Below are 18571 nucleotides of genomic sequence, written 5' to 3'. Positions count from 1 at the left end.
AATGAATGGCACTGTAAGAAACTTAATCCAATTAGAACAAATGTTACTGTTTTTTTTAATGAAAAGGCGAATCTATGTGCTAAGGTAATAACAGGTTCAAATTTTAGGAGGTAGTTTTTGTGAGTAAAAAACGTGTAAAAAAATGGGCAGTTGCTTCTGCAGCGTCTGTAGCATTTCTAGCAAGTCAAGGAACAGCATCAGCAGCAGCTTCGCACAAAGTCGTAAAAGGAGATACCTTGTGGGGGCTTGGCCAACAAAATGGGGTTACGGTAGATGAGCTGAAAGGTGCTAATAACCGCCAAAACGACATGATTTACGTTGGAGAAACATTAACGATTCCTGACCAGGGACAAGCACAACCTGCCGCTAGTCCGGCAACATCTGTACATACAGTAGCACAAGGCGAAACGTTATATCATATTGCAACACAAAACGGCATGACTGTGGATCAGTTAAAAGCTGTTAACGGTTTACAAAGTGATATCATTACCATCGGACAAACATTAAAACTTCAAGGAGAAGCACCGGCGCCGGCACAAACTGCTCCGTCTACATCGGTTTCTGCACAAGACCAAGATTTACTAGCAAGATTAGTAGAGGCAGAAGCAAAAGGGGAGCCGTACCAAGGAAAAGTAGCGGTAGCAATTGTGGTATTAAACCGTGTAGCTTCACCGGAATTCCCAAATAACATTCACGACGTTATTTATCAGCAGCTAGGAAACGGCGTATATCAATTTTCACCAGTAGCCAACGGCGCAATTAATCAGCCTGCATCAGACGAATCAAAACGAGCGGTAAGCGAAGCGTTAGCAAACCCGCATGAAAACGATGCGCTGTTTTTCTATAATCCGAAAATCGCTGAAAGCCAATGGGTTGCAACGCAGCAAGTAACGGCAGTTATCGGAAACCATGTATTTGCAAAATAAGTAGATTTCTTTCAAATATAAACATATATTTCATATATATGTAATATTGATACAAAGAGGCTGCCACAAAAGTATTTTGGTTAAAGTTAAATCCGAACCATTAATAGTCATTAATGGTTCGGATTTTTTGTTGTTATGGTAAACGTAGATTTCATGTACGTAGTTACTTCTATCTGTTGATTAGAGGGTAAGGCGAAGACTCCTGCGAAAAAAGCGGAATAGGTGAGACCTCGCAGGAGCGTAAGCGACGAGGAAACTCATCGGCCGCCCGCGGAAAGCCAAGCCTTGCACGGAAATCAACAGCGGCAGAACAAGAAGTTCAGATCATGTATGCCAATTGTTCGTCTTTAGATTGGATTGATGTAGTTATGTCTCAATCCTCTTTTATATGAAGAGAGAAATAGCTATTTTTAAGTCTAATTGAACCTTAAAATGCCTTAACAGATCCATCTGTTAAGGTATTTTTTTGCTTAAATTTTAAGAAAACCATTGATTATTTAGAGAATAATGATATGATAAAGAAAGTCAATTGATAATGATAATCATTTACATATGATAGAGGAGGAGATAACTAGACTTCTAGCGGAAAGAAAGGAGCAAGGAAAGTTGAAGTTTTATCAGTTAATTCTTGTGTTTGCTGTACTAGCAGTTTCATCTCTTTTTATAGGAGTACAAGATTTGTCAGCAGTAGATCTGTTTCATTTAACAAAAGAAGAAAGCCAAACGCTGTTTTTCAGTCGGTTTCCAAGGCTTTTGAGCATTATTATGGCGGGAATGAGCCTTAGCATTTGCGGATTAATTATGCAGCAAATTACGCGAAATAAGTTTGTATCTCCAACGACTGCAGGAACGATGGACTGGGCAAGACTTGGTGTATTAATTTCTCTACTAGTATTTGCTTCAGCAAGTCCTCTATTAAAAATGAGCATTGCTTTCATTTTCTCACTTGCGGGCAATCTATTGTTTATGAGAATACTAGACAGAATTAAATTTAACGATACGATTTATATTCCACTAGTCGGTTTAATGCTCGGTAGTATCGTAAGTTCCTTAGCTACCTTCATCGCCTACAAATACGATTTGATTCAAAACCTTTCTTCATGGCTGCAAGGCGACTTTTCGCTAGTAGTCAAAGGGAGATATGAACTTTTATACCTGAGTATACCCCTCTTAATAATTGCTTATCTTTACGCAGATAAGTTCACGGTTGCTGGTATGGGAGAAAGCTTTTCAATCAATTTAGGCGTGAAATATAAACAAATCGTAAACATTGGATTAGTCATTGTTTCGCTTATTACGTCGATTACGATTTTGACCGTTGGCATGCTTCCTTTTTTAGGATTGATTATTCCAAATATCGTATCAATTTACCGTGGAGATCATTTACGAAAAAGTCTGCCTCATACAGCGCTGCTTGGAGCTGTGTTCGTACTTGCGTGTGATATTTTAGGAAGAATCATTATTTTTCCTTATGAAATTTCCATTGGGTTAATGGTCGGTGTAATAGGAAGTGCGATCTTTCTTTTTATGCTGATAAGGAGAGGTCGTTATGCATAACAAATATAAAATCATCATTCTTGCCGCACTGGCCATTTTATCGGCTGCACTGTTTATTGGCTATGATTTAGGCTATTGGCAGTACACGCTGCCGCGAAGAATTGAAAAAGTTGCCGCGATTGTTTTAACTGGAGGAGCCATTGCGTTTTCATCCGTTATCTTTCAAACGATTACCAATAATCGAATTCTAACTCCTAGTATTCTAGGACTAGATTCACTGTATTTATTTCTGCAAACGTTTATTGTGTACATCTTTGGCTCAACGAATATTGTCATCATGAACAAAAATCTTAATTTTCTTCTTTGCGTTTCGCTGATGATTATCTTTTCGGTCTTGCTTTACATACTGATGTTCAAAAAAGCCGGTAAGAATATTTTCTTTATTTTACTGGTTGGAATTGTGTTCGGCACGTTATTTAAAAGCATGTCTTCATTTATGGAAATGCTGATTGATCCGAATGAATTTCAAGTTGTACAAGATAAATCATTTGCAAGCTTTAACAATGTTAATACCGATTTGCTATACATAGCAGCCGTCATATTTACCCTGCTTGGCATTTACGTGTGGCGCTTTACATCCATTTTTGATGTATTGTCGCTAGGAAGAGAACATGCGGTAAATTTAGGTATTGATTATGACAGGCTCGTCAAAAAAATGCTGATTGTAATCGCCATTTTTGTCTCAGTGGCTACAGCGTTAGTTGGGCCGATTACCTTTCTTGGACTGCTTGTTGTGAACCTTGCGAGAGAGCTGTTCAAAACATACAAGCACACCTATTTAATGATGGGATCACTGCTGCTTAGTGTTATAGCCCTCGTCGGAGGAGAATTTATCGTTGAAAAAGTGTTCACCTTCAGCACCACGCTGAGCGTCATCATTGACTTTGCCGGCGGAATTTACTTTATTTATTTGCTGCTAAAGGAGAATAAATCATGGTAGAAGTAACAAATGTCAGTAAAACATACGGAGAAAAAACCGTTTTAGAAAAAACATCCGTCGTGATTCCAAAAGGGAAAATCACGTCATTTATCGGCCCGAACGGAGCGGGGAAAAGTACGCTGCTTTCAATTATGAGCCGTCTCATTAAAGCCGACTCAGGATCAATATCAATAGAAGGGAAAAACATAGAGAATATTGACAGCTCAGATTTAGCCAAAAAAATGAGCATTTTAAAACAGTCCAATCAGCTGAATATCAGGCTTAGCGTACGTGAACTTGTAAATTTTGGAAGGTTTCCTTATTCAAAAGGCCGGTTAACAAAAAGCGATGAACAAGCGGTCGATCAGGCGCTGAGTTATATGAAGCTTGAAAGTATTCAAGATAAATACTTGGATGAACTGAGCGGGGGACAGTGTCAGCGAGCTTTTATCGCTATGGTCATCGCACAGGACACGGAGTATATCTTCTTAGATGAACCGCTCAATAACTTAGATATGAAGCATTCTGTTGAAATTATGAAGCTGTTGAAACGTCTCGTAGAAGACTTAGGCAAAACCATTGTGATTGTCATTCACGATATTAATTTTGCGTCCGTCTATTCGGATTACATCGTGGCGCTTAAAAATGGTGAAGTGATTCGTGAAGGCCCAACAGAAACCATCATTCAAACGTCTGTATTAAAGGATATATACGATATGGATATTCCAATCGAAACGGTTGGCGGACAGCGTATTTGCGTGTATTTTTCATAAAATTTATTCATGAGGTGACGAAAGTGAAAAAAGTGTTATTAATGTTTGTAGCAGTCTTAACTGCGATTGTTGTAGCTGCTTGCGGTAATCAAGGAGCAAAAGAAACAACAGGTGGAGAAAGTAAGCAAAAAGAGACGGTAACAGTAACCGATCAGTTCAATAAAGACGGAATTAAAATTGAGAAAAACCCTAAAAAAGTTGTAGTATTCAGCATGGGTGCACTTGATACGCTAGATAAACTAGGGGTTGAAGTAGCGGGCTTACCAAAACAAGCGATCCCTGAGTATTTATCAAAATATCAAGATGATAAGTACGCAAATGTAGGTGGATTAAAAGAACCTGATTTTGAAAAAATTGCAGAATTAAAGCCAGACTTAATTATTATTCAAGGCCGCCAAGCAGATTCATTTGATGAATTTTCAAAAATTGCGCCGACGATCTATATCGATACAGACAACCAGCACTATATGAAGTCATTTAAAGAAAATACAAAAGTACTAGGACAAATTTTTGATAAAGAAGATCAAGCGAAAAAAGAGCTAGCAGCGATTGATAAGCAAATTGCAGATTTGAAAAAACAAGCGGACAAACTAGATAAAAAAGGACTTGTAATGATGGCAAATGATAGCAAAATGACAGCGTTTGGTCCGGGTTCTAAATACGGATTAATCCACGACGTATTCGGTATCAAAGCAGCAGACGACAGCCTAGATCCATCGGCTAAGCACGGTCAAAGCATTGCATACGAATATTTAGTTAAGCAAAACCCGGACTACTTATTCGTAGTTGACCGCGGCGCCGCAATTGGTGAAAAATCATCCGCTAAACAAATTGTTGAAAATGAGTACGTAAAAGAAGTCAATGCAGTGAAAAACAATCACGTTGTATATCTTGATCCAGGCCTTTGGTATTTATCTGGAGGAGGCCTTGAGTCAATGGCAGGCATGATTAAAGAAATCAAAGCAGGGATAGAGAAGTAATAGAGAAAAGAGAGACTGGGACAAAGGTATTTTAATTGAAAGTAGATCCGAATGATTAATCAAATCATTCGGATTTTTTTATTGTTGTGGAGAGAAAATAGGTTTCATATCTGTAGCTGCTTCTAGCTGTTGATTGGAGGGAAAGGCGAAGACTCCTGCGGAAAAAGCGGAACAGGTGAGCCCCGCAGGAGCGGAAGCGACGAGGAGGCTCACCGGCCGCCCGCGGAAAGCGAAGTCTTGCACGGAAATTAACAGCGGCGTAATCCATATTAGTTCATTTATCCAATTGGTTCGTCTATAGATTGAAGTGATTAGTTATGTCTCAATCTCATTTTTTAGTGAACATTTTTCTATCTGGCAGTGGTTGTGACTATAAAACGTTATAAACTGAACGAATACTAAAGAGCAAAGTGCAGGTATTTCCTTCTCTTTAGGTGTCTTTCTACTTATTAAATTAAGTTTATTAATAGGTGTTTTTATCCATTTTCGTTCTAGACGAAAAAAGGTACAAGTTTAGTGATTAATTGAATAGGGAGAGGGAACGGAAAAAAGAGGAAAAAATCTCTAAAAGGAATTTATTATATTAAAGGAGGAGTTAACATGTTTCGTCATCAAAAAGAACTGCAATTTGAAGTCAAAGTAGATCGCCCCGATCCGATGCTTGCTCGCCAGATTCAAGAAGTACTAGGTGGACAATTCGGTGAAATGACGGTGATGATGCAATACCTCTTTCAAGGATTTAACTGTCGAGGAGAAGAAAAATATAAAGATATGCTGATGGATATAGGTACAGAAGAAATTGGACACGTAGAGATGCTTTGTTCACTTATTAGTCAATTACTTGATGGAGCCTCTCCAGAAGATCAAGCAGAAGCTGCGAAAGATCCTGCAACAGCAGCTATCATGGGAGGAATTAATCCTCAGCATTTATTAGTGAGCGGGCTTGGTGGTTTGCCTACTAATTCAAATGGAGTTCCATGGAACGGTTCATATATCGTAGCAAGCGGCAATTTATTAGCAGACATGCGTTCGAACTTGCATGCAGAAAGCCAAGGCAGACTTCAAGTAGCTAGGTTATACCATATGACAAAAGATGAAGGTGTACGCGCGACATTCCGAAAAATGCTAGCGCGTGATCGCTATCACCAGTATCAGTGGATGGAAGCGATAAACGAACTAGAAGAAAAAAATGGAGTAGTTGTTCCTGCATCTTTCCCTCCTGAGGCTGAAAAAGAATCACAGCCAGAAGCTTATGAGTTTTGGAACCTTTCAGAAGGCGCTGAATCAGAAGAGGGACCGTGGGCTACTGGAAGTGCCCCAGACGGAAGCGGTGAATATGTATATATCAAAGATCCTGTAGCAAAAGGACAAGTTCCCAATCCGGAAATTCCTGATACTTCGTTGCATCATGATTTAACTCGTAAAAAAGTTTTCTCTAAATAAAAGAAAGAAAGACCCTCGATATGTTCGAGAGGTCTTTTTTTGCTTATAACAAAGGGTGTTATCTACGTGTTTCAATTAAGTTATCTTTTAATATCTAGAATAAAAAAGCCGCATATGGAAACAGTAGGTATGTGCATATGTTAGAAAGATGGCACCACGGAATATGTTAGGAAAAAAAGAAACAGGTACTGTAAGTGAAAAATCATACAGGGGACAAAAATCTACATAAGCTAGTTCAAAAAACAAGCAATGTCAATAAAAGGAGTGTTTCATATGTACTATTATAAAGAAGGATTAATTAACGGCATTAAACCGGATAAGCCCGATCCAGCAGCCGCGAAAGTACTTCAAGAAGCATTAGGCGGTCAGTTTGGTGAAATGCGAACGATGATGCAGTATTTTTTTCAAAGCTCTAACTTTAGAGGAAAAGAAACGCAGTATCGCGATTTAATGAAAGGTGTTTTTTTAGAAGAAATAGCTCACGTAGAACTCGTTCAAAATACCATTAATGCATTGTTAGATGAATCTGGCGGAGCCGGGGTAGGAAGTCAAGGTTCAGATCAGGCTCCTCTTGATGAAGCTGTAAAACACGCTAATCCTCATCACTATATTATGGGCGCTCAAAGTTCACTTCCAGTGGATGCGGGCGGGAATCCATGGAACGGCTCGTGGGTTTATAATCATGGAAATCTAGTAGCTGATTTGCTCAATAACGTCGTGTTAGAATCAACCGGTGTTTTACAAAAAACAAGAATATACGAAATGAGTTCTAACCAGACGCTAAGAGAAACGCTAGGTTTCTTAATTGTTCGAGATAATGCTCATCAAAATGCGTTTGCAAAAGCCCTTGAAACATTAGGGGTGGACTGGGGCAAGCTATTCCCTGTACCAAATTATGATATTAACAAATATCCTGAATGCAGAAAATTTGTCGAGATGGGGTATCATAACACGCAATTTGATTTTAGGTTAGATCCGCATCGAATGGGAGAAATATTCCAAGGGCAGACGCCAAGCAGAAATGGCGGAGACTTGAGCGTAACACCTCCACCGGAAGCTTTTCCAGTCCCTCATTTATCTGAAATGCCAAATGAGCATGCTCCAGGTTTAGGAGACATGAATGCATAAAAGTATGTGAATCGACTTTAATTAAACAAAGCTAAAATAAATAAAAAAACATTGACTGAGAGCTAGTAGTCAATGCTTTTTTTATTTATTTTAGCTAAATTCTTTCATTTTTCCAGCGCAAAGCACATCTCGCCATTCCTGTGAGCGCGTGATAAAGTGCTTTTTCTACATCTATTTGCGAATTTAATTGTTTTTTACAAGAAGAAAAGGGAATACTTTCTTTAATCGCTTGTAATAGAAAGCTAATAAGGGGCATTCTGCTATGAGTAGTCAACAAGATGAATTTTTATTTAAAAGAGAGCTCTATCGCTTAGTACAAGAATACAAACGCTGTAAAGTTGAAGAAATTAGACGGGCAATTAAAAAGGATATTCTTCTTTTGAAGAAGGTTATAAATAACTAAAATAGATAGACACCTACAAAAAAGCTCATGTTAGTTACTAAATGAGCTTTTTTGTCCGCTTTAAACTTGTTCAAACGAATTAGTATGTCTATAAATGGCCTCAGGAAGATTATGGATCATATTAAACAGAGCTAACGCAGTTGTTTCTGGTTCTTCATAACGATAAATGATATCGTTTTCAATATCACAGATTTGAAAACTGTTTAATTGTTTTGAATAACTTAGTGTAAACCTATTGGCAAGAGTATGAGTAATGTCGCTATCCTTATAATTTACTAAATTTGCTATCATGTGCTTAATTTCAGTTAGGTTCATCCACCAAGTCACCCTTTCATGTTATTAAGGTTATCATACCATGTACAGGTAGTTTGAATGCTGTTTTTTACAATTTGTAACAACAATTTTCAAAATGAAACATAAAGGTAATAAAAGGTTAAAACGAGCAGCTTAACGCAAGCTGAACATTTCCTATGAGGGTGTAGGATTTTCTTTGCAGTAGGTCAACTCCAGCTTTTTATCTGCGATTTCTTTTAGCCCAATACGAATCATACTGAATACTAAAATCCATAATATAACCGTTAAAATTGTATGTCCAGCGGGGAAAATACCTAGTATAGGTGAGTCCCAAAGAGCGTGCATAGAAACGACAAGCAAAAATACACCGAGAAATTTTGGTTTTATCAACATGCTCCACTGAAATTTCTTATTTCCTTGTACGATGCAGACGGCAGCGCCTGTCAAGGCAGCCCAAGCTACATGTCCTCCAGGAGCAAAAATACTGCGCCAAAGTATTGTAGAATAAAGCATGTGAAAGCTGCCGGAAAGAAGTGCCCGTAAAGCATAGCCAGCGGTTTCAAAAGCAGCAAAACCAGCTCCTATTGCAGCTCCCAAGAGAAGTCCGTTAAGGATATATCTATATTTAAGATTGCGTACAAAATAAATAACCGCGATAACTTTAGCCAGTTCCTCACATATTCCAATCACGATCACGTTTGTGTTATTTCCAAGAATATCATAAAACACAAGTGCTAATAAAAGTGAGAGGATTCCGCCAATAAAAACGACATAAACAATTTTGTAAATAGCAATATTCTGCGGAGCGTTCATTTCCCAAAAGAAAATGAGAGTAGTAAATGGCACTGCAAAAGCACCGACTACAATAAGACCGGGTATGAAGTTGATGTTTTCGAACAAGCTTACGCCTAGATATAGCCCTAAGTATGCGACAAGCGCAATAAGAAAGACCCTTGCAAAAAGCCATGGCTTTGGCCATGTATTTACAACTTCTTCTATTTTAGGAGTCGTAAGCCCTGTTCCTACAATAAAAAGCCGTTCAGCTTCCATTTCACTGTGCTGTCGGAAGACTCGAGAGAATATATTTCGAAATTTAGGTTCAACCGAACGTTCATTTCTTGGAATTTTATCAACACGATGGGCAAACAAGTAGAATATGCTGTAGTTTTCGTCGTGGTCCACGATTTCATGGCCGCAATTTAAGCAGAATTTTACCCCTTCTAGATTAGAATAAGCGCAATGGGGGCATTTCATTTATCTTCCTCCTTTTTCTAGATACAAATCGTTTGACGCTTGTCTTATGACATCTTCTACATATATTATGTGAGCTGATGAAAAAAGCATAAGAGGGTTTGTTAGGTAATTTGCTTAAATAATGGAATGGTATGTATATAAAAGGACAGAAGCTATTGCTAAAAGAGACCTCATTAAACCAAAAAAAGGCTGCGTCATAAGCCGAACATTCGACTTACAGCACAGCCCTTTATATGATTGGAAATGTGGATTTAAGCCTGTTTTCTTTACAATGCTACTACGCAATAAAAAAGCTTCCTGAAATAAAAACGATGACACCAATGACCATCATTAACGTTTCGCGATCTTTTTTTCCTGTTTTTTTATTAGCAGGCAGCAGTGATTTTGAAAGAGGCTTAGCAAAAATAATGACAAGCATGCAAACAGCAGCAAAGATGCCAAGCGCCACCTGAAAATTACCTTCAATAAAGACGCATGCCATTAAAAGTACAAGACTTATTTTTAGAAAAATTTTTGATAGGTTCACTATCAACACTCCTTTAGAACACTTAATACGAAAGACTTAGTGATTTTTTTATGTGCCTGTTGTTTTCTACGGCTTGAAGGAGAAAATGAGCGACGTCAGAACGGCTGATGTTGCGTCCGTTTTCTGGTATGCTAGCTTCTCCTATACGATAATACGTGGTTAATGGACCGCTCGTTAACCCCATTGGTCGAGCAACAGTCCAGTCGAGTCCGCTTATCTTCAAGAGCTTCACGGCTTCGTGATGATCGCGAAGCACATTTTTTAAAATCCGCTGAGCAAGCCATCCTGTCATGCCTGGAATTTCTCCGTCGATTCCGGCAGAAGCCGTGTAGGCGATACGCTGAATCCCGTTTTCGTTCATGCATTGAATCAGCAGATTTGTCGTTTCTACTAAAAGGGTAGAATGCCCTAGATTTTCGGTTCCAAGACAAGAAATTACTGCATCACACCCTCGCATGGCCTGACATACTTCATAATAATCAAGCACGTCGCCTTGTATGATGTGTACGTTCGCATGCGCTATCTTAAGCTTAGATGGATTTCGCACAAAAGCTTTTACATAATGTCCGTTTTTAATCGCTTGCTTGATCACTTCCTGTCCGGTCCTGCCGCTTGCGCCAATCAAAAAAATGTTCATACGATCAACCCTTTCGTTTCAATGTAGGTAGTAAAAACGAAATTTTCTTTTACCATAACACATTTTTCTCGATTTAGCTTGTCAAAACATAAAAACTGCTTACGAGATTCATCAAAGTAAGAGGTATCCTCTGTTCTTTTTTAAAACTTATGTCATAGACTGTCTAGAAAACAAAGAAATGTACGAACGGTTTATAAAGGTGTTTAATGCTATAGAAGCGAAAGGGTATTATAGGAATAAGGGACGAACAGAAGGGGCGATGCACTATGAAAAAATCGGTAAGCCGAGCACGTGTTATCATAGTACTAATAGGTTTTCCGCTCATCTTTCTCATTATGGCGCTTGTGACGGGTGAGTGGCGATATATGACTTGGACCATTCCGCCTGCACTGATGTCATGTTGGACGGCACTCTTTGTATTAAGGAAGCAAGAAGAAAGATAACAGGAAATTTGAACTATTGCATCGAATTTATAGAAAAAGTATAAAATGATAGAAAGCTATAGTAAGAAAATTTAATGAAGGACGGTGTGAAGATGAACGGACAACAGTTATTGTATGGGTTGCTTACGTCTAAAGGCGATATCCTAAGAGCTGCTTATGTGTTATGTGACCACCGCATTTATACGGAAATGTCAGCACAGTATCAGCAAACGGAGCATACGGATTTTCAAGCATCATTGGTAGAAGAAATGAAATTGCTTGAAAAACAGCCTGAAGTAGACATGCATCTGCATATTTTGCTTGAAATGGCGAAGTTTTTTGAACTTCCTGTTTCTCATGCTACAACAAATGGCGAGCTGTACGAGTTAAGCGATAACATTGGAAATTTGCTTGTATCTAAATACAATGAGCTGTTTTCAATTGCACGCTGTCATACGCTAGAAGACGTAATGCGCCATCAAATCCGACTGTTCTTTCATCTAATTGATTCGCAATACATGATTGCTACAAATCGTCAGCAAGCTGTGTTTCAGCAGCAGCTGATGAATTGGATTGAACAGCTGCCCCCCATGTATCAGGAAAGAATGATTGATGCATTAGGAGAATATCAGCAGGAAGCGCTTGTGAAACTGCTGCAAAAAAAAGGGACAATCGATCTATACAAACAGCTTCCTCCGCACGCATACCCTGCTATTTCAGGCCTTATGGCAACCGTAATGAGTATCTTTATTCCCGTTAATTACCCGCCAGCACTGCTATTTAGTATGAATGCGCCGCTGTTTTTAATGGCGAGCTTTGAAAGTCATGAAATTATTGCAAAACGCAAAGAAGCTGGAACTTTTTTACCGCTGTTATTAGTAGTTGTTCAGCTGATGTGGACGTACAAGCTTGAGCATCAGGATGAGCTGTTGAATTATCAGTCTCTGCTGATCAAGTGGTCATCTGTACACACAGCGTATCAAGATTATATGAAAAAGAAAGAGCAGTCACTGTTTGACCGTGAACGGTTAGACAGCTTTATTTATAAAACAGAGCAGTATGTTAAGCAGCTCCGCGCTACGGAGAAAAAGACGGTGAAGCAAATTGAAACGCTCAAAACAGCCATCCGCCATCAGCTTGATGAAATGGAGCTCACATCGTTAAACGGAGGGCTTGTGCTTCAAAAAATGATTGAAGAGCATGAATCATTAAAACAAGATGTAGAAGAACTGCAGCGCAAGCTTTCGATTAAAGGTGACTTCTTCTCTAAAGTAAGGCTGACGTTCCGTTCTGCAGAACGAGCCGTCAAAAGCAAAGTGAAAGAAGTAGAGCGTAAAAAAGTGCTTATGCAAATGACGGATTTTATTTTAGCAAATCGCTTGCCCGTATGCGTGGATATTCAAAATGAAATTTATGATTATCAAGACGAGCTGACGACGACTATTTTTCAAATTAATCAGCAGGTCGAGCTGCTTGAAGAAACAAAACAAAGCCGCCAGCTAGCCGATGCAAAAGTACGCCGCTATGATCAAGAAATAAAGCGATTTGAACGGAACTACTACGGCTTAAAAGAAGGAACCGTTGAAGAGATGGCACAGTGAAACTAGGACAAACGTATTTTATCCGAACGAGTTTGATTCTTGATGGAGAATCAAACTTGTTCGGATTTTTTCATGGTGATGGTGAACATAGGTTTTATGTATGTAGCTGCTTCTAGCTGTTGATTGGAGGACAAGGCGAAGACTCCTGCCGGAAAAGCGGAAGCAACGAGGAGGCTCACCGGCCGTCTGCGGAAAGCAAAGCCCTGCAAGGAAACCAGCAACGGTGTCACAATCGATCCATACGAACTCATTCGCCTCATTGTCCGTCTTTAGATTGGCGTAATTTAGTTATGTCTCAATCTCATTCTCTGTCTGTAGGAGCGGACAGCTGATCTTTATACTCATCTACATAGAGCATGCCGTTTGTTGACACAACTGCATACAGCACTTGGTTCAACTGAAGCTGACGATTTGAAAGCTCAAGGTTGATCCACTGTTCGGTATATTGAGATGTTAAATTTTTATGAATAATTTCTCCGTCCATGATGAGTTCTACCGGTAAATTCATATCTTTAAACGGCTTAGACAAAACGTCCTGTTTGGCAATGTTTTGATAAGCAGTTTTCTTTAATACCGACAATTTTCCGCTTACTTCTAAAACAGCAAATTCTACTTCAGCAATGTTGAACGTACCTAGTTCTCGTAAATGCTGATTCAAGTCGTCAATAGAATATTTGGCTTTTTCATATTTGCTTCAAGAAGCTTTCCTTTTTCCATAATAACCGTCGGGCGTCCTGTAATCCATTTTCGCAAGCGCCTGCTTTTTAGAGCTGTTGATGCTAAAAGAAAATGAATGGCCACAAGAAAAGCAAAAGAAGCGAACATCGGCAGAAATTTTAATTTTAAATCAAATCCCATATTTGCGATGAACGACCCAATAATGATGGACATCGCAAATGTAAAATGATTATTATGCGTGTTAATTTGTTTTCCAATCAGGAAAGTTGTAATGCTTAAGATAATAAAAGAAACAAAGGTTCTAAGAAGGGACGTGAGAATGTCTTCCATAGGTTATGATGTCACCTGCTTTCTCATAAATAGAAAGAGATCTATCTCTATAGCGTTATCCATTTAAAAGATCGTTATACAAGAAAAAACATCAAGAAGAAGTGCGGATAATGCGTTCACATTCGGCTGCTTAAAAAGGGGCAGAAAGGCTGTAGGTAAGGGAAAAAAGCAAACAAAAAGAATGTGCAAATTCCTTTGAAATTTTTTGGAGGATTTGTTACAATAAAGGTGCTTATTTTTGTTCGGTAAGGATAGTTCGAAGTGTTCGTCTTGACTTATTGTAAGAGCAGGAATAGAGTAATACACAATGTGTGGATTGTCACACAAGGAGGAAAAGAGATATGTTACAAGGTAAAGTAAAATGGTTCAACGCTGAAAAAGGTTTCGGTTTCATCGAAGTAGAAGGACAAGACGATGTATTCGTTCATTTCTCTGCTATCCAAGGCGAAGGTTTCAAAACTTTAGAAGAAGGTCAAGAAGTTACATTTGAAATCGTTGAAGGCAACCGTGGACCACAAGCTGCTAACGTTCAAAAGTAATTTTTTTTATAAAGTTTAAGCCGATCAGCAGAACATTTCTCTGGTCGTTCGTTAAACTAAACTGGGAGAAGGCCCCTTTTATAAAAGGGGTCTTTTCTTGTTCGCTTTTTACACCTTGTTGACGATTTCTTTGATTTTGTAGAAGTATTCAAATATGAAAAAAACTAGTCACGCAGTATAAAAAAAGCGTATAATGAAATGATGAAAATAGGAATTGTAGAGCAGAAAGGATTTTAAAACGTATGAGCAACCAACTTCAAGAAACGATGGTCGATTCACGTCGTACATTCGCCATTATTTCTCACCCGGATGCCGGGAAAACAACGTTAACAGAAAAAATGCTGTTACTGGGCGGAATGATTCGTTCAGCCGGAACGGTTAAAGGAAAAAAATCAGGCAAGTTTGCTACATCTGACTGGATGGAAATCGAAAAACAACGTGGGATTTCGGTTACATCAAGTGTTATGCAGTTTGAGTATAAAGATCACTTTATTAACATCTTGGATACACCAGGACATGAAGACTTCAGTGAGGATACGTATCGTACCTTAACGGCTGTAGACAGTGCGGTCATGGTTATTGACGGAACAAAAGGGATTGAAGCACAAACGCTTAAACTTTTTAAAGTTTGTCGTATGCGCGGTATTCCCATCCTAACGTTTATCAATAAATTAGACCGTGAAGGAAAAGAGCCGCTTGAGCTGCTTGAAGAAATTGAAGATGTACTCGGTATTGAATCATACCCTGTAACGTGGCCAATTGGCATGGGGAAACGATTCCAAGGAACGTATGACCGTTTTTCAAAACAAATTGAAGTATACCAAGGAAACAAAGAGTCATATTTTGCAGACTTTGACGGTGAAAATATCGACGATGAAATTAAAAAACACGTCGATGAAATGTATTTACCAGGCTTAGTGGATGATTTATCTCTATTAGACGAAGCAGGTAATGATTTTTCAATTGAAAAAGTAAAGCAAGGCCTATTAACACCTGTTTTCTTCGGAAGTGCGATTGCAAACTTTGGTGTACAGTCTTTCTTTAATTCATTTTTACAATTAACATCACCGCCGCAGCCTCGTGAATCAACGAATGGCACCGTTCAGCCTACGGATGAAAACTTCTCAGGTTTCATCTTTAAAATTCAAGCGAATATGAACCCAGCTCACCGCGACCGCATTGCGTTCGTACGCGTATGTTCAGGAAAATTCGAGCGTGGAATGAACGTGACGTTAGCAAGAACGAACCGCAAAATGAAGCTAGCGCAGTCTCATCAGTTCTTGGCATCAAGCCGTGAAACAGTAGACACAGCGTATCCAGGAGATATCATTGGCTTATATGATTCAGGCACGTATCAAATTGGTGACACAATTGTAGGAGAGGGAAAAGTATTCGAATTTGATGCTCTTCCAAAGTTCCCGCCTGAACTGTTTGTAAAAGTTCGTGCGAAAAATGCAATGAAATCTAAGCACTTTGAAAAAGGGATTAATCAGCTTGTACAAGAAGGAGCCGTACAGCTTTACCGTACGCCGTTCTTTGGAGATTATATTTTAGGAGCAGTTGGTGAACTTCAGTTCCAAGTGTTTGAACATCGCATGAAAGGTGAGTACAATGTCGATCTTGAATTCACGCGCATGTCTCATAACATTGCAAAATGGGTAGACAAATCAACAATTGAAGATCGCATGCTAGATTCTCGCGTGATGCTAGTAGAAGATCGTGATAAGCATTCCGTTCTTATGTTTGAAAACGATTTTGTATGGCGTTTGTTCCAGGACAAATATCCATCTGTTAAATTCCTAGATCCGTTTAATCTATAAAAGAGTATAAAAAAAGGAAAACGATACATACTACTTTCATAAGTAGACAGTCGATTTTCCTCCTTTGCTTAAGAGTCAGTATTTACTGGCTCTTTTTTTTAGTGAGCCACTGATTTTAAATTTAAAAGAATGACTCCTGCAATGATTAATACGATGCCAAATACCATCGTGAGACTGCCGCTTTCTTTCCAAATGACTACGCCAATCACAGCTGTCACAGCAGTTCCTACGCCAGACCAAATGGCATACGCAACGCTGAGTGGAATGTGCTGAAGCGATGTGGAAAGCGCATAGAAAGCAAGACCAAACCCTAATAAAACACCAAGACTAGGCCAAAATTTTGTAAATCCGTTTGATGCTTTTAACATAGATGTACCAAATAACTCTGAACTAATGGCAATCGCTAAAAATAAATAGGCTTTCATCGAAAACCCTCCTCTGTTAATTTCCGAAGTTGTTGTTGAATCTGTTTTTGCATGTCTGGATCCACGGGTGCGAGCCCAAACATTTGACTGAACCATAATCCGTCAGCTGCTAAGCGCACAATGGTAGCAAGTACTGGATCAATGTCGTCTTGTTCAATATGCTGCTGCCATTTTTCGTATTGTTTTTGAAAGTGTTGCAGGAGTTCAGGATTGGTTGCAATACCTGCAAGTAACCCCGCGCTCATCACTTGTTCACGCTGCAGATCATGAAGCGTCTCAGCAAGATAAGCCCGGCTCCATTTGCCAGGAGAATCGTCATGTTCAACTTGTACGTTTAGTCCGTCATCATATTTCTTTGTGACTGAATACAGCATTTGCTTAATCAATTCATCTTTTGAAGAGAAGTGATACAACAAACCGCCTTTACTGACACCGGCTTCTTTTGCTACTTTTTCAAGCGTTAAATTTCCAACGCCGTCGCGCTGTACAACCTGCGTAGCTGCAAGCAATATATCATCAAATGTAGACACATGAATTTCCTCCTTTTTGATTTTCCCTAGAATACTTTACCGTCTGGACGGTTTGTTTGGCAATACTTTTATTTCGAATTTCAAAAAAAATTTTTGTGCACACTAAAATATAAAGTATAAAAACAAAAATAAACGAGTAAACAAGGGGTTAATCCCTTTACTACCTTTACTATATGAAGAAAAAGAAAAAATAAAGCCTGGGTATATGAAAGATAAAAGAAAGGTGTGAAGAAACAGATGAGGGATGTGTATCAAAGTTTTCAAGAACTATCACAGTGCGAACGAGCGGGAATTGATTACGAAATAGAATGTGTCATTCGCCGGAGAGAAATTGTCGTGCTTGCTATTCACGGAGGAACGATGGAAATTGGGACAGAAGAAGTAGCGGAAAAAATAGCAGAAAAGCTGAACGCAACGGTGTACGTATTTAAAACGCTGAAAACAGAAAATCCGTTTGAATTGCATGTTACGTCTGCGAACTACGATGAAGAAATGGCGCGTCACCTTGTTAAAAAATCAGCGGTCACGATTTCTCTTCACGGTGCCTACAGCGACGTCTGCACGACTTATATCGGAGGAAGAGACGAAGAGTTAGAAAAAGCGGTGCGTCATGCACTCTCAGGTTTTCCGATCAGTGAAACGCCCGTACATTTAAAAGGCGTTTCACCTCGAAATATCGCAAACGGTAATCAGCGGCATAAAGGACTGCAGCTTGAAATAACCACTCCGCAGTATGAACAATTATTACAGGATAATCAGCTGTTTAACGAGTATGTGAATGCGGTAGTATCGGCTGTGAACTCAGTGATGTAAAGATAAATTCAACAGCTTCCTGTATATTGGCTGCAATAAAGGCTGCTTGTACACCAGCCCATTTTTCCCGTGCATTTAACGTGTCGTGCCCAGCACCTGTTAACACTAAAATACATTGAGCCCCTGCTGCACTGGCCGCTACGAGGTCTTTCCACCGGTCGCCAATCACGATGCAGTTAGCCAAATTTAAGCTGTGCTCCTCGGCTGCTTTTAACAGCATGCCGGGGTTTGGTTTTCGGCACGAACAGGCGTTCGAATCTTCATGAGGACAAAGGTAAACATCATCAAATCCAAAAGCTAAAAGCTCGGAGATAAACTGTGATTTCTTTACCTTTCCTTTTGCAATATCGGGCTGATTCGTAAAGGAAAACAGCGGAATGTTTTGTTTCTTTATGTCTATAATCGCTTGCTTTGCTTGGGGGAACAGCTGAAAATCACCTGGATATTGTATTTCATTACTGCCGCCAATTGTTCCGTCTCGGTCTAAAAATATTGCTTCGATCATATTCTTCACCTCTTTTTCTATCATAATATAAAACAGGATTAGTTTGATAAAAAATTTGTTTTTTGAAA

General features: G+C 39.1%; 22 protein-coding genes and 1 pseudogene. 15 read left to right on the top strand and 8 right to left on the bottom strand.

Going from position 1 to position 18571, the window contains the following annotated elements:
- The first annotated feature begins 119 nt into the window (after positions 1-119).
- From LIS78_RS16625 to LIS78_RS16590, 9 genes are all read left to right on the top strand, one after another.
- Entirely contained in the window at positions 120-926 is an 807-nt protein-coding gene (locus tag LIS78_RS16625) for a cell wall hydrolase (RefSeq protein WP_195782647.1), read from the top strand.
- A 606-nt stretch (positions 927-1532) separates the two neighbouring features.
- On the top strand, positions 1533-2483 hold the full coding sequence (locus LIS78_RS16620; RefSeq protein WP_116071119.1) for an ABC transporter permease: 951 nt from the start codon (positions 1533-1535) through the stop codon (positions 2481-2483).
- Positions 2476-3423, top strand: coding sequence for an iron chelate uptake ABC transporter family permease subunit (locus LIS78_RS16615; RefSeq protein ID WP_195782648.1), 948 nt, complete (start codon positions 2476-2478; stop codon positions 3421-3423). Before LIS78_RS16620 ends, LIS78_RS16615 begins: the two co-directional genes overlap by 8 nt.
- A complete protein-coding gene (locus LIS78_RS16610) occupies positions 3417-4175 on the top strand; it encodes an iron ABC transporter ATP-binding protein (RefSeq protein ID WP_013057889.1) in 759 nt (252 codons plus the stop codon). The genes LIS78_RS16615 and LIS78_RS16610 overlap by 7 nt, the downstream gene beginning before the upstream one ends.
- Positions 4176-4198: 23 nt before the next feature.
- Positions 4199-5155 (top strand): siderophore ABC transporter substrate-binding protein, encoded by a 957-nt coding sequence (locus LIS78_RS16605; RefSeq protein WP_252284016.1) that lies wholly within the window; start codon positions 4199-4201, stop codon positions 5153-5155.
- A gap of 129 nt (positions 5156-5284) precedes the next feature.
- The gene (locus LIS78_RS31450; RefSeq protein WP_268241093.1) at positions 5285-5407 is read left to right on the top strand and encodes a hypothetical protein; all 123 of its coding nucleotides are present in this window, start codon (positions 5285-5287) and stop codon (positions 5405-5407) included.
- 348 nt (positions 5408-5755) lie between these two features.
- Complete coding sequence (locus tag LIS78_RS16600) at positions 5756-6598, top strand: manganese catalase (RefSeq protein WP_016764829.1); 843 nt, start codon at positions 5756-5758, stop codon at positions 6596-6598.
- Between the two features lie 273 nt (positions 6599-6871).
- Positions 6872-7726: a manganese catalase family protein gene (locus LIS78_RS16595; RefSeq protein ID WP_013057886.1), complete on the top strand. Its 855-nt coding sequence runs from the start codon at positions 6872-6874 to the stop codon at positions 7724-7726.
- 262 nt (positions 7727-7988) lie between these two features.
- Positions 7989-8129 carry a hypothetical protein gene (locus LIS78_RS16590; protein WP_221784174.1) on the top strand — a complete coding sequence of 47 codons (141 nt, stop codon included), beginning with the start codon at positions 7989-7991 and terminating at the stop codon, positions 8127-8129.
- A 60-nt stretch (positions 8130-8189) separates the two neighbouring features.
- Here the strand turns inward: LIS78_RS16590 and LIS78_RS16585 are convergent, their stop codons facing one another.
- The 4 genes from LIS78_RS16585 to LIS78_RS16570 all read right to left on the bottom strand — a co-directional run bounded on the left by LIS78_RS16585 (position 8190) and on the right by LIS78_RS16570 (position 10840).
- Positions 8190-8444 carry a hypothetical protein gene (locus LIS78_RS16585; protein WP_252284015.1) on the bottom strand — a complete coding sequence of 85 codons (255 nt, stop codon included), beginning with the start codon at positions 8442-8444 and terminating at the stop codon, positions 8190-8192.
- A gap of 153 nt (positions 8445-8597) precedes the next feature.
- The gene (locus LIS78_RS16580; RefSeq protein WP_195782653.1) at positions 8598-9677 is read right to left on the bottom strand and encodes a PrsW family intramembrane metalloprotease; all 1080 of its coding nucleotides are present in this window, start codon (positions 9675-9677) and stop codon (positions 8598-8600) included.
- Between the two features lie 277 nt (positions 9678-9954).
- Positions 9955-10203, bottom strand: a complete 249-nt coding sequence (locus LIS78_RS16575; protein ID WP_028414460.1) for a hypothetical protein — start codon at positions 10201-10203, stop codon at positions 9955-9957.
- A gap of 22 nt (positions 10204-10225) precedes the next feature.
- Positions 10226-10840 (bottom strand): NAD(P)-dependent oxidoreductase, encoded by a 615-nt coding sequence (locus LIS78_RS16570; RefSeq protein ID WP_209150111.1) that lies wholly within the window; start codon positions 10838-10840, stop codon positions 10226-10228.
- A gap of 266 nt (positions 10841-11106) precedes the next feature.
- Between LIS78_RS16570 and LIS78_RS16565 the strand changes: the two genes are divergently transcribed.
- The 3 genes from LIS78_RS16565 to LIS78_RS16555 all read left to right on the top strand — a co-directional run bounded on the left by LIS78_RS16565 (position 11107) and on the right by LIS78_RS16555 (position 13195).
- Positions 11107-11283 carry a hypothetical protein gene (locus tag LIS78_RS16565; RefSeq protein WP_016764823.1) on the top strand — a complete coding sequence of 59 codons (177 nt, stop codon included), beginning with the start codon at positions 11107-11109 and terminating at the stop codon, positions 11281-11283.
- Between the two features lie 92 nt (positions 11284-11375).
- A complete protein-coding gene (locus tag LIS78_RS16560) occupies positions 11376-12863 on the top strand; it encodes a hypothetical protein (protein WP_195782655.1) in 1488 nt (495 codons plus the stop codon).
- A gap of 119 nt (positions 12864-12982) precedes the next feature.
- Complete coding sequence (locus LIS78_RS16555; protein ID WP_252284014.1) at positions 12983-13195, top strand: hypothetical protein; 213 nt, start codon at positions 12983-12985, stop codon at positions 13193-13195.
- Here LIS78_RS16555 and LIS78_RS16550 read toward each other — a convergent pair.
- Positions 13165-13580, bottom strand: a pseudogene (locus tag LIS78_RS16550) (DUF421 domain-containing protein). The gene LIS78_RS16555 and the pseudogene LIS78_RS16550 overlap by 31 nt on opposite strands.
- 632 nt (positions 13581-14212) lie before the next feature.
- On the opposite strand from LIS78_RS16550, the gene cspD reads away from it, so the two are divergent.
- Positions 14213-14410 carry a cold-shock protein CspD gene (cspD, locus tag LIS78_RS16540; RefSeq protein ID WP_013057877.1) on the top strand — a complete coding sequence of 66 codons (198 nt, stop codon included), beginning with the start codon at positions 14213-14215 and terminating at the stop codon, positions 14408-14410.
- 242 nt (positions 14411-14652) lie between these two features.
- Positions 14653-16230, top strand: coding sequence for a peptide chain release factor 3 (locus tag LIS78_RS16535; protein WP_013057876.1), 1578 nt, complete (start codon positions 14653-14655; stop codon positions 16228-16230).
- Positions 16231-16328: 98 nt separating this feature from the next.
- Here the strand turns inward: LIS78_RS16535 and LIS78_RS16530 are convergent, their stop codons facing one another.
- Positions 16329-16655 (bottom strand): DMT family transporter, encoded by a 327-nt coding sequence (locus LIS78_RS16530; protein WP_013057875.1) that lies wholly within the window; start codon positions 16653-16655, stop codon positions 16329-16331.
- A complete protein-coding gene (locus LIS78_RS16525; RefSeq protein WP_034276194.1) occupies positions 16652-17185 on the bottom strand; it encodes a TetR/AcrR family transcriptional regulator in 534 nt (177 codons plus the stop codon). Before LIS78_RS16525 ends, LIS78_RS16530 begins: the two co-directional genes overlap by 4 nt.
- A 237-nt stretch (positions 17186-17422) precedes the next feature.
- Here LIS78_RS16525 and LIS78_RS16520 point away from each other — a divergent pair, with 237 nt between their 5' ends.
- Positions 17423-17998 (top strand): poly-gamma-glutamate hydrolase family protein, encoded by a 576-nt coding sequence (locus tag LIS78_RS16520; protein WP_195782658.1) that lies wholly within the window; start codon positions 17423-17425, stop codon positions 17996-17998.
- Here the strand turns inward: LIS78_RS16520 and LIS78_RS16515 are convergent.
- Positions 17949-18503 carry an HAD-IIIA family hydrolase gene (locus tag LIS78_RS16515; RefSeq protein WP_252284012.1) on the bottom strand — a complete coding sequence of 185 codons (555 nt, stop codon included), beginning with the start codon at positions 18501-18503 and terminating at the stop codon, positions 17949-17951. The two genes, LIS78_RS16520 and LIS78_RS16515, sit on opposite strands and share 50 nt — an antisense overlap.
- Positions 18504-18571: the final 68 nt, after the last annotated feature.

It is taken from the genome of Priestia megaterium, assembly GCF_023824195.1.
GTDB lineage: Bacteria > Bacillota > Bacilli > Bacillales > Bacillaceae_H > Priestia > Priestia megaterium_D.
This window is presented reverse-complemented; position numbering and strand designations above follow the sequence as displayed.

Bases quoted from the DNA above. Each gene is read 5' to 3' on its own strand.
- LIS78_RS16615 (WP_195782648.1), top strand. From the start codon at position 2,476: ATGCATAACAAATATAAAATCATCATTCTTGCCGCACTGGCCATTTTA.
- LIS78_RS16610 (WP_013057889.1), top strand. From the start codon at position 3,417: ATGGTAGAAGTAACAAATGTCAGTAAAACATACGGAGAAAAAACCGTT.
- LIS78_RS16600 (WP_016764829.1), top strand. From the start codon at position 5,756: ATGTTTCGTCATCAAAAAGAACTGCAATTTGAAGTCAAAGTAGATCGC.
- LIS78_RS16595 (WP_013057886.1), top strand. From the start codon at position 6,872: ATGTACTATTATAAAGAAGGATTAATTAACGGCATTAAACCGGATAAG.
- LIS78_RS16590 (WP_221784174.1), top strand. From the start codon at position 7,989: ATGAGTAGTCAACAAGATGAATTTTTATTTAAAAGAGAGCTCTATCGC.
- LIS78_RS16585 (WP_252284015.1), bottom strand. From the start codon at position 8,444: ATGAACCTAACTGAAATTAAGCACATGATAGCAAATTTAGTAAATTAT.
- LIS78_RS16580 (WP_195782653.1), bottom strand. From the start codon at position 9,677: ATGAAATGCCCCCATTGCGCTTATTCTAATCTAGAAGGGGTAAAATTC.
- LIS78_RS16570 (WP_209150111.1), bottom strand. From the start codon at position 10,840: ATGAACATTTTTTTGATTGGCGCAAGCGGCAGGACCGGACAGGAAGTG.
- LIS78_RS16565 (WP_016764823.1), top strand. From the start codon at position 11,107: ATGAAAAAATCGGTAAGCCGAGCACGTGTTATCATAGTACTAATAGGT.
- LIS78_RS16560 (WP_195782655.1), top strand. From the start codon at position 11,376: ATGAACGGACAACAGTTATTGTATGGGTTGCTTACGTCTAAAGGCGAT.
- cspD (WP_013057877.1), top strand. From the start codon at position 14,213: ATGTTACAAGGTAAAGTAAAATGGTTCAACGCTGAAAAAGGTTTCGGT.
- LIS78_RS16535 (WP_013057876.1), top strand. From the start codon at position 14,653: ATGAGCAACCAACTTCAAGAAACGATGGTCGATTCACGTCGTACATTC.
- LIS78_RS16530 (WP_013057875.1), bottom strand. From the start codon at position 16,655: ATGAAAGCCTATTTATTTTTAGCGATTGCCATTAGTTCAGAGTTATTT.
- LIS78_RS16520 (WP_195782658.1), top strand. From the start codon at position 17,423: ATGAGGGATGTGTATCAAAGTTTTCAAGAACTATCACAGTGCGAACGA.
- LIS78_RS16515 (WP_252284012.1), bottom strand. From the start codon at position 18,503: ATGATCGAAGCAATATTTTTAGACCGAGACGGAACAATTGGCGGCAGT.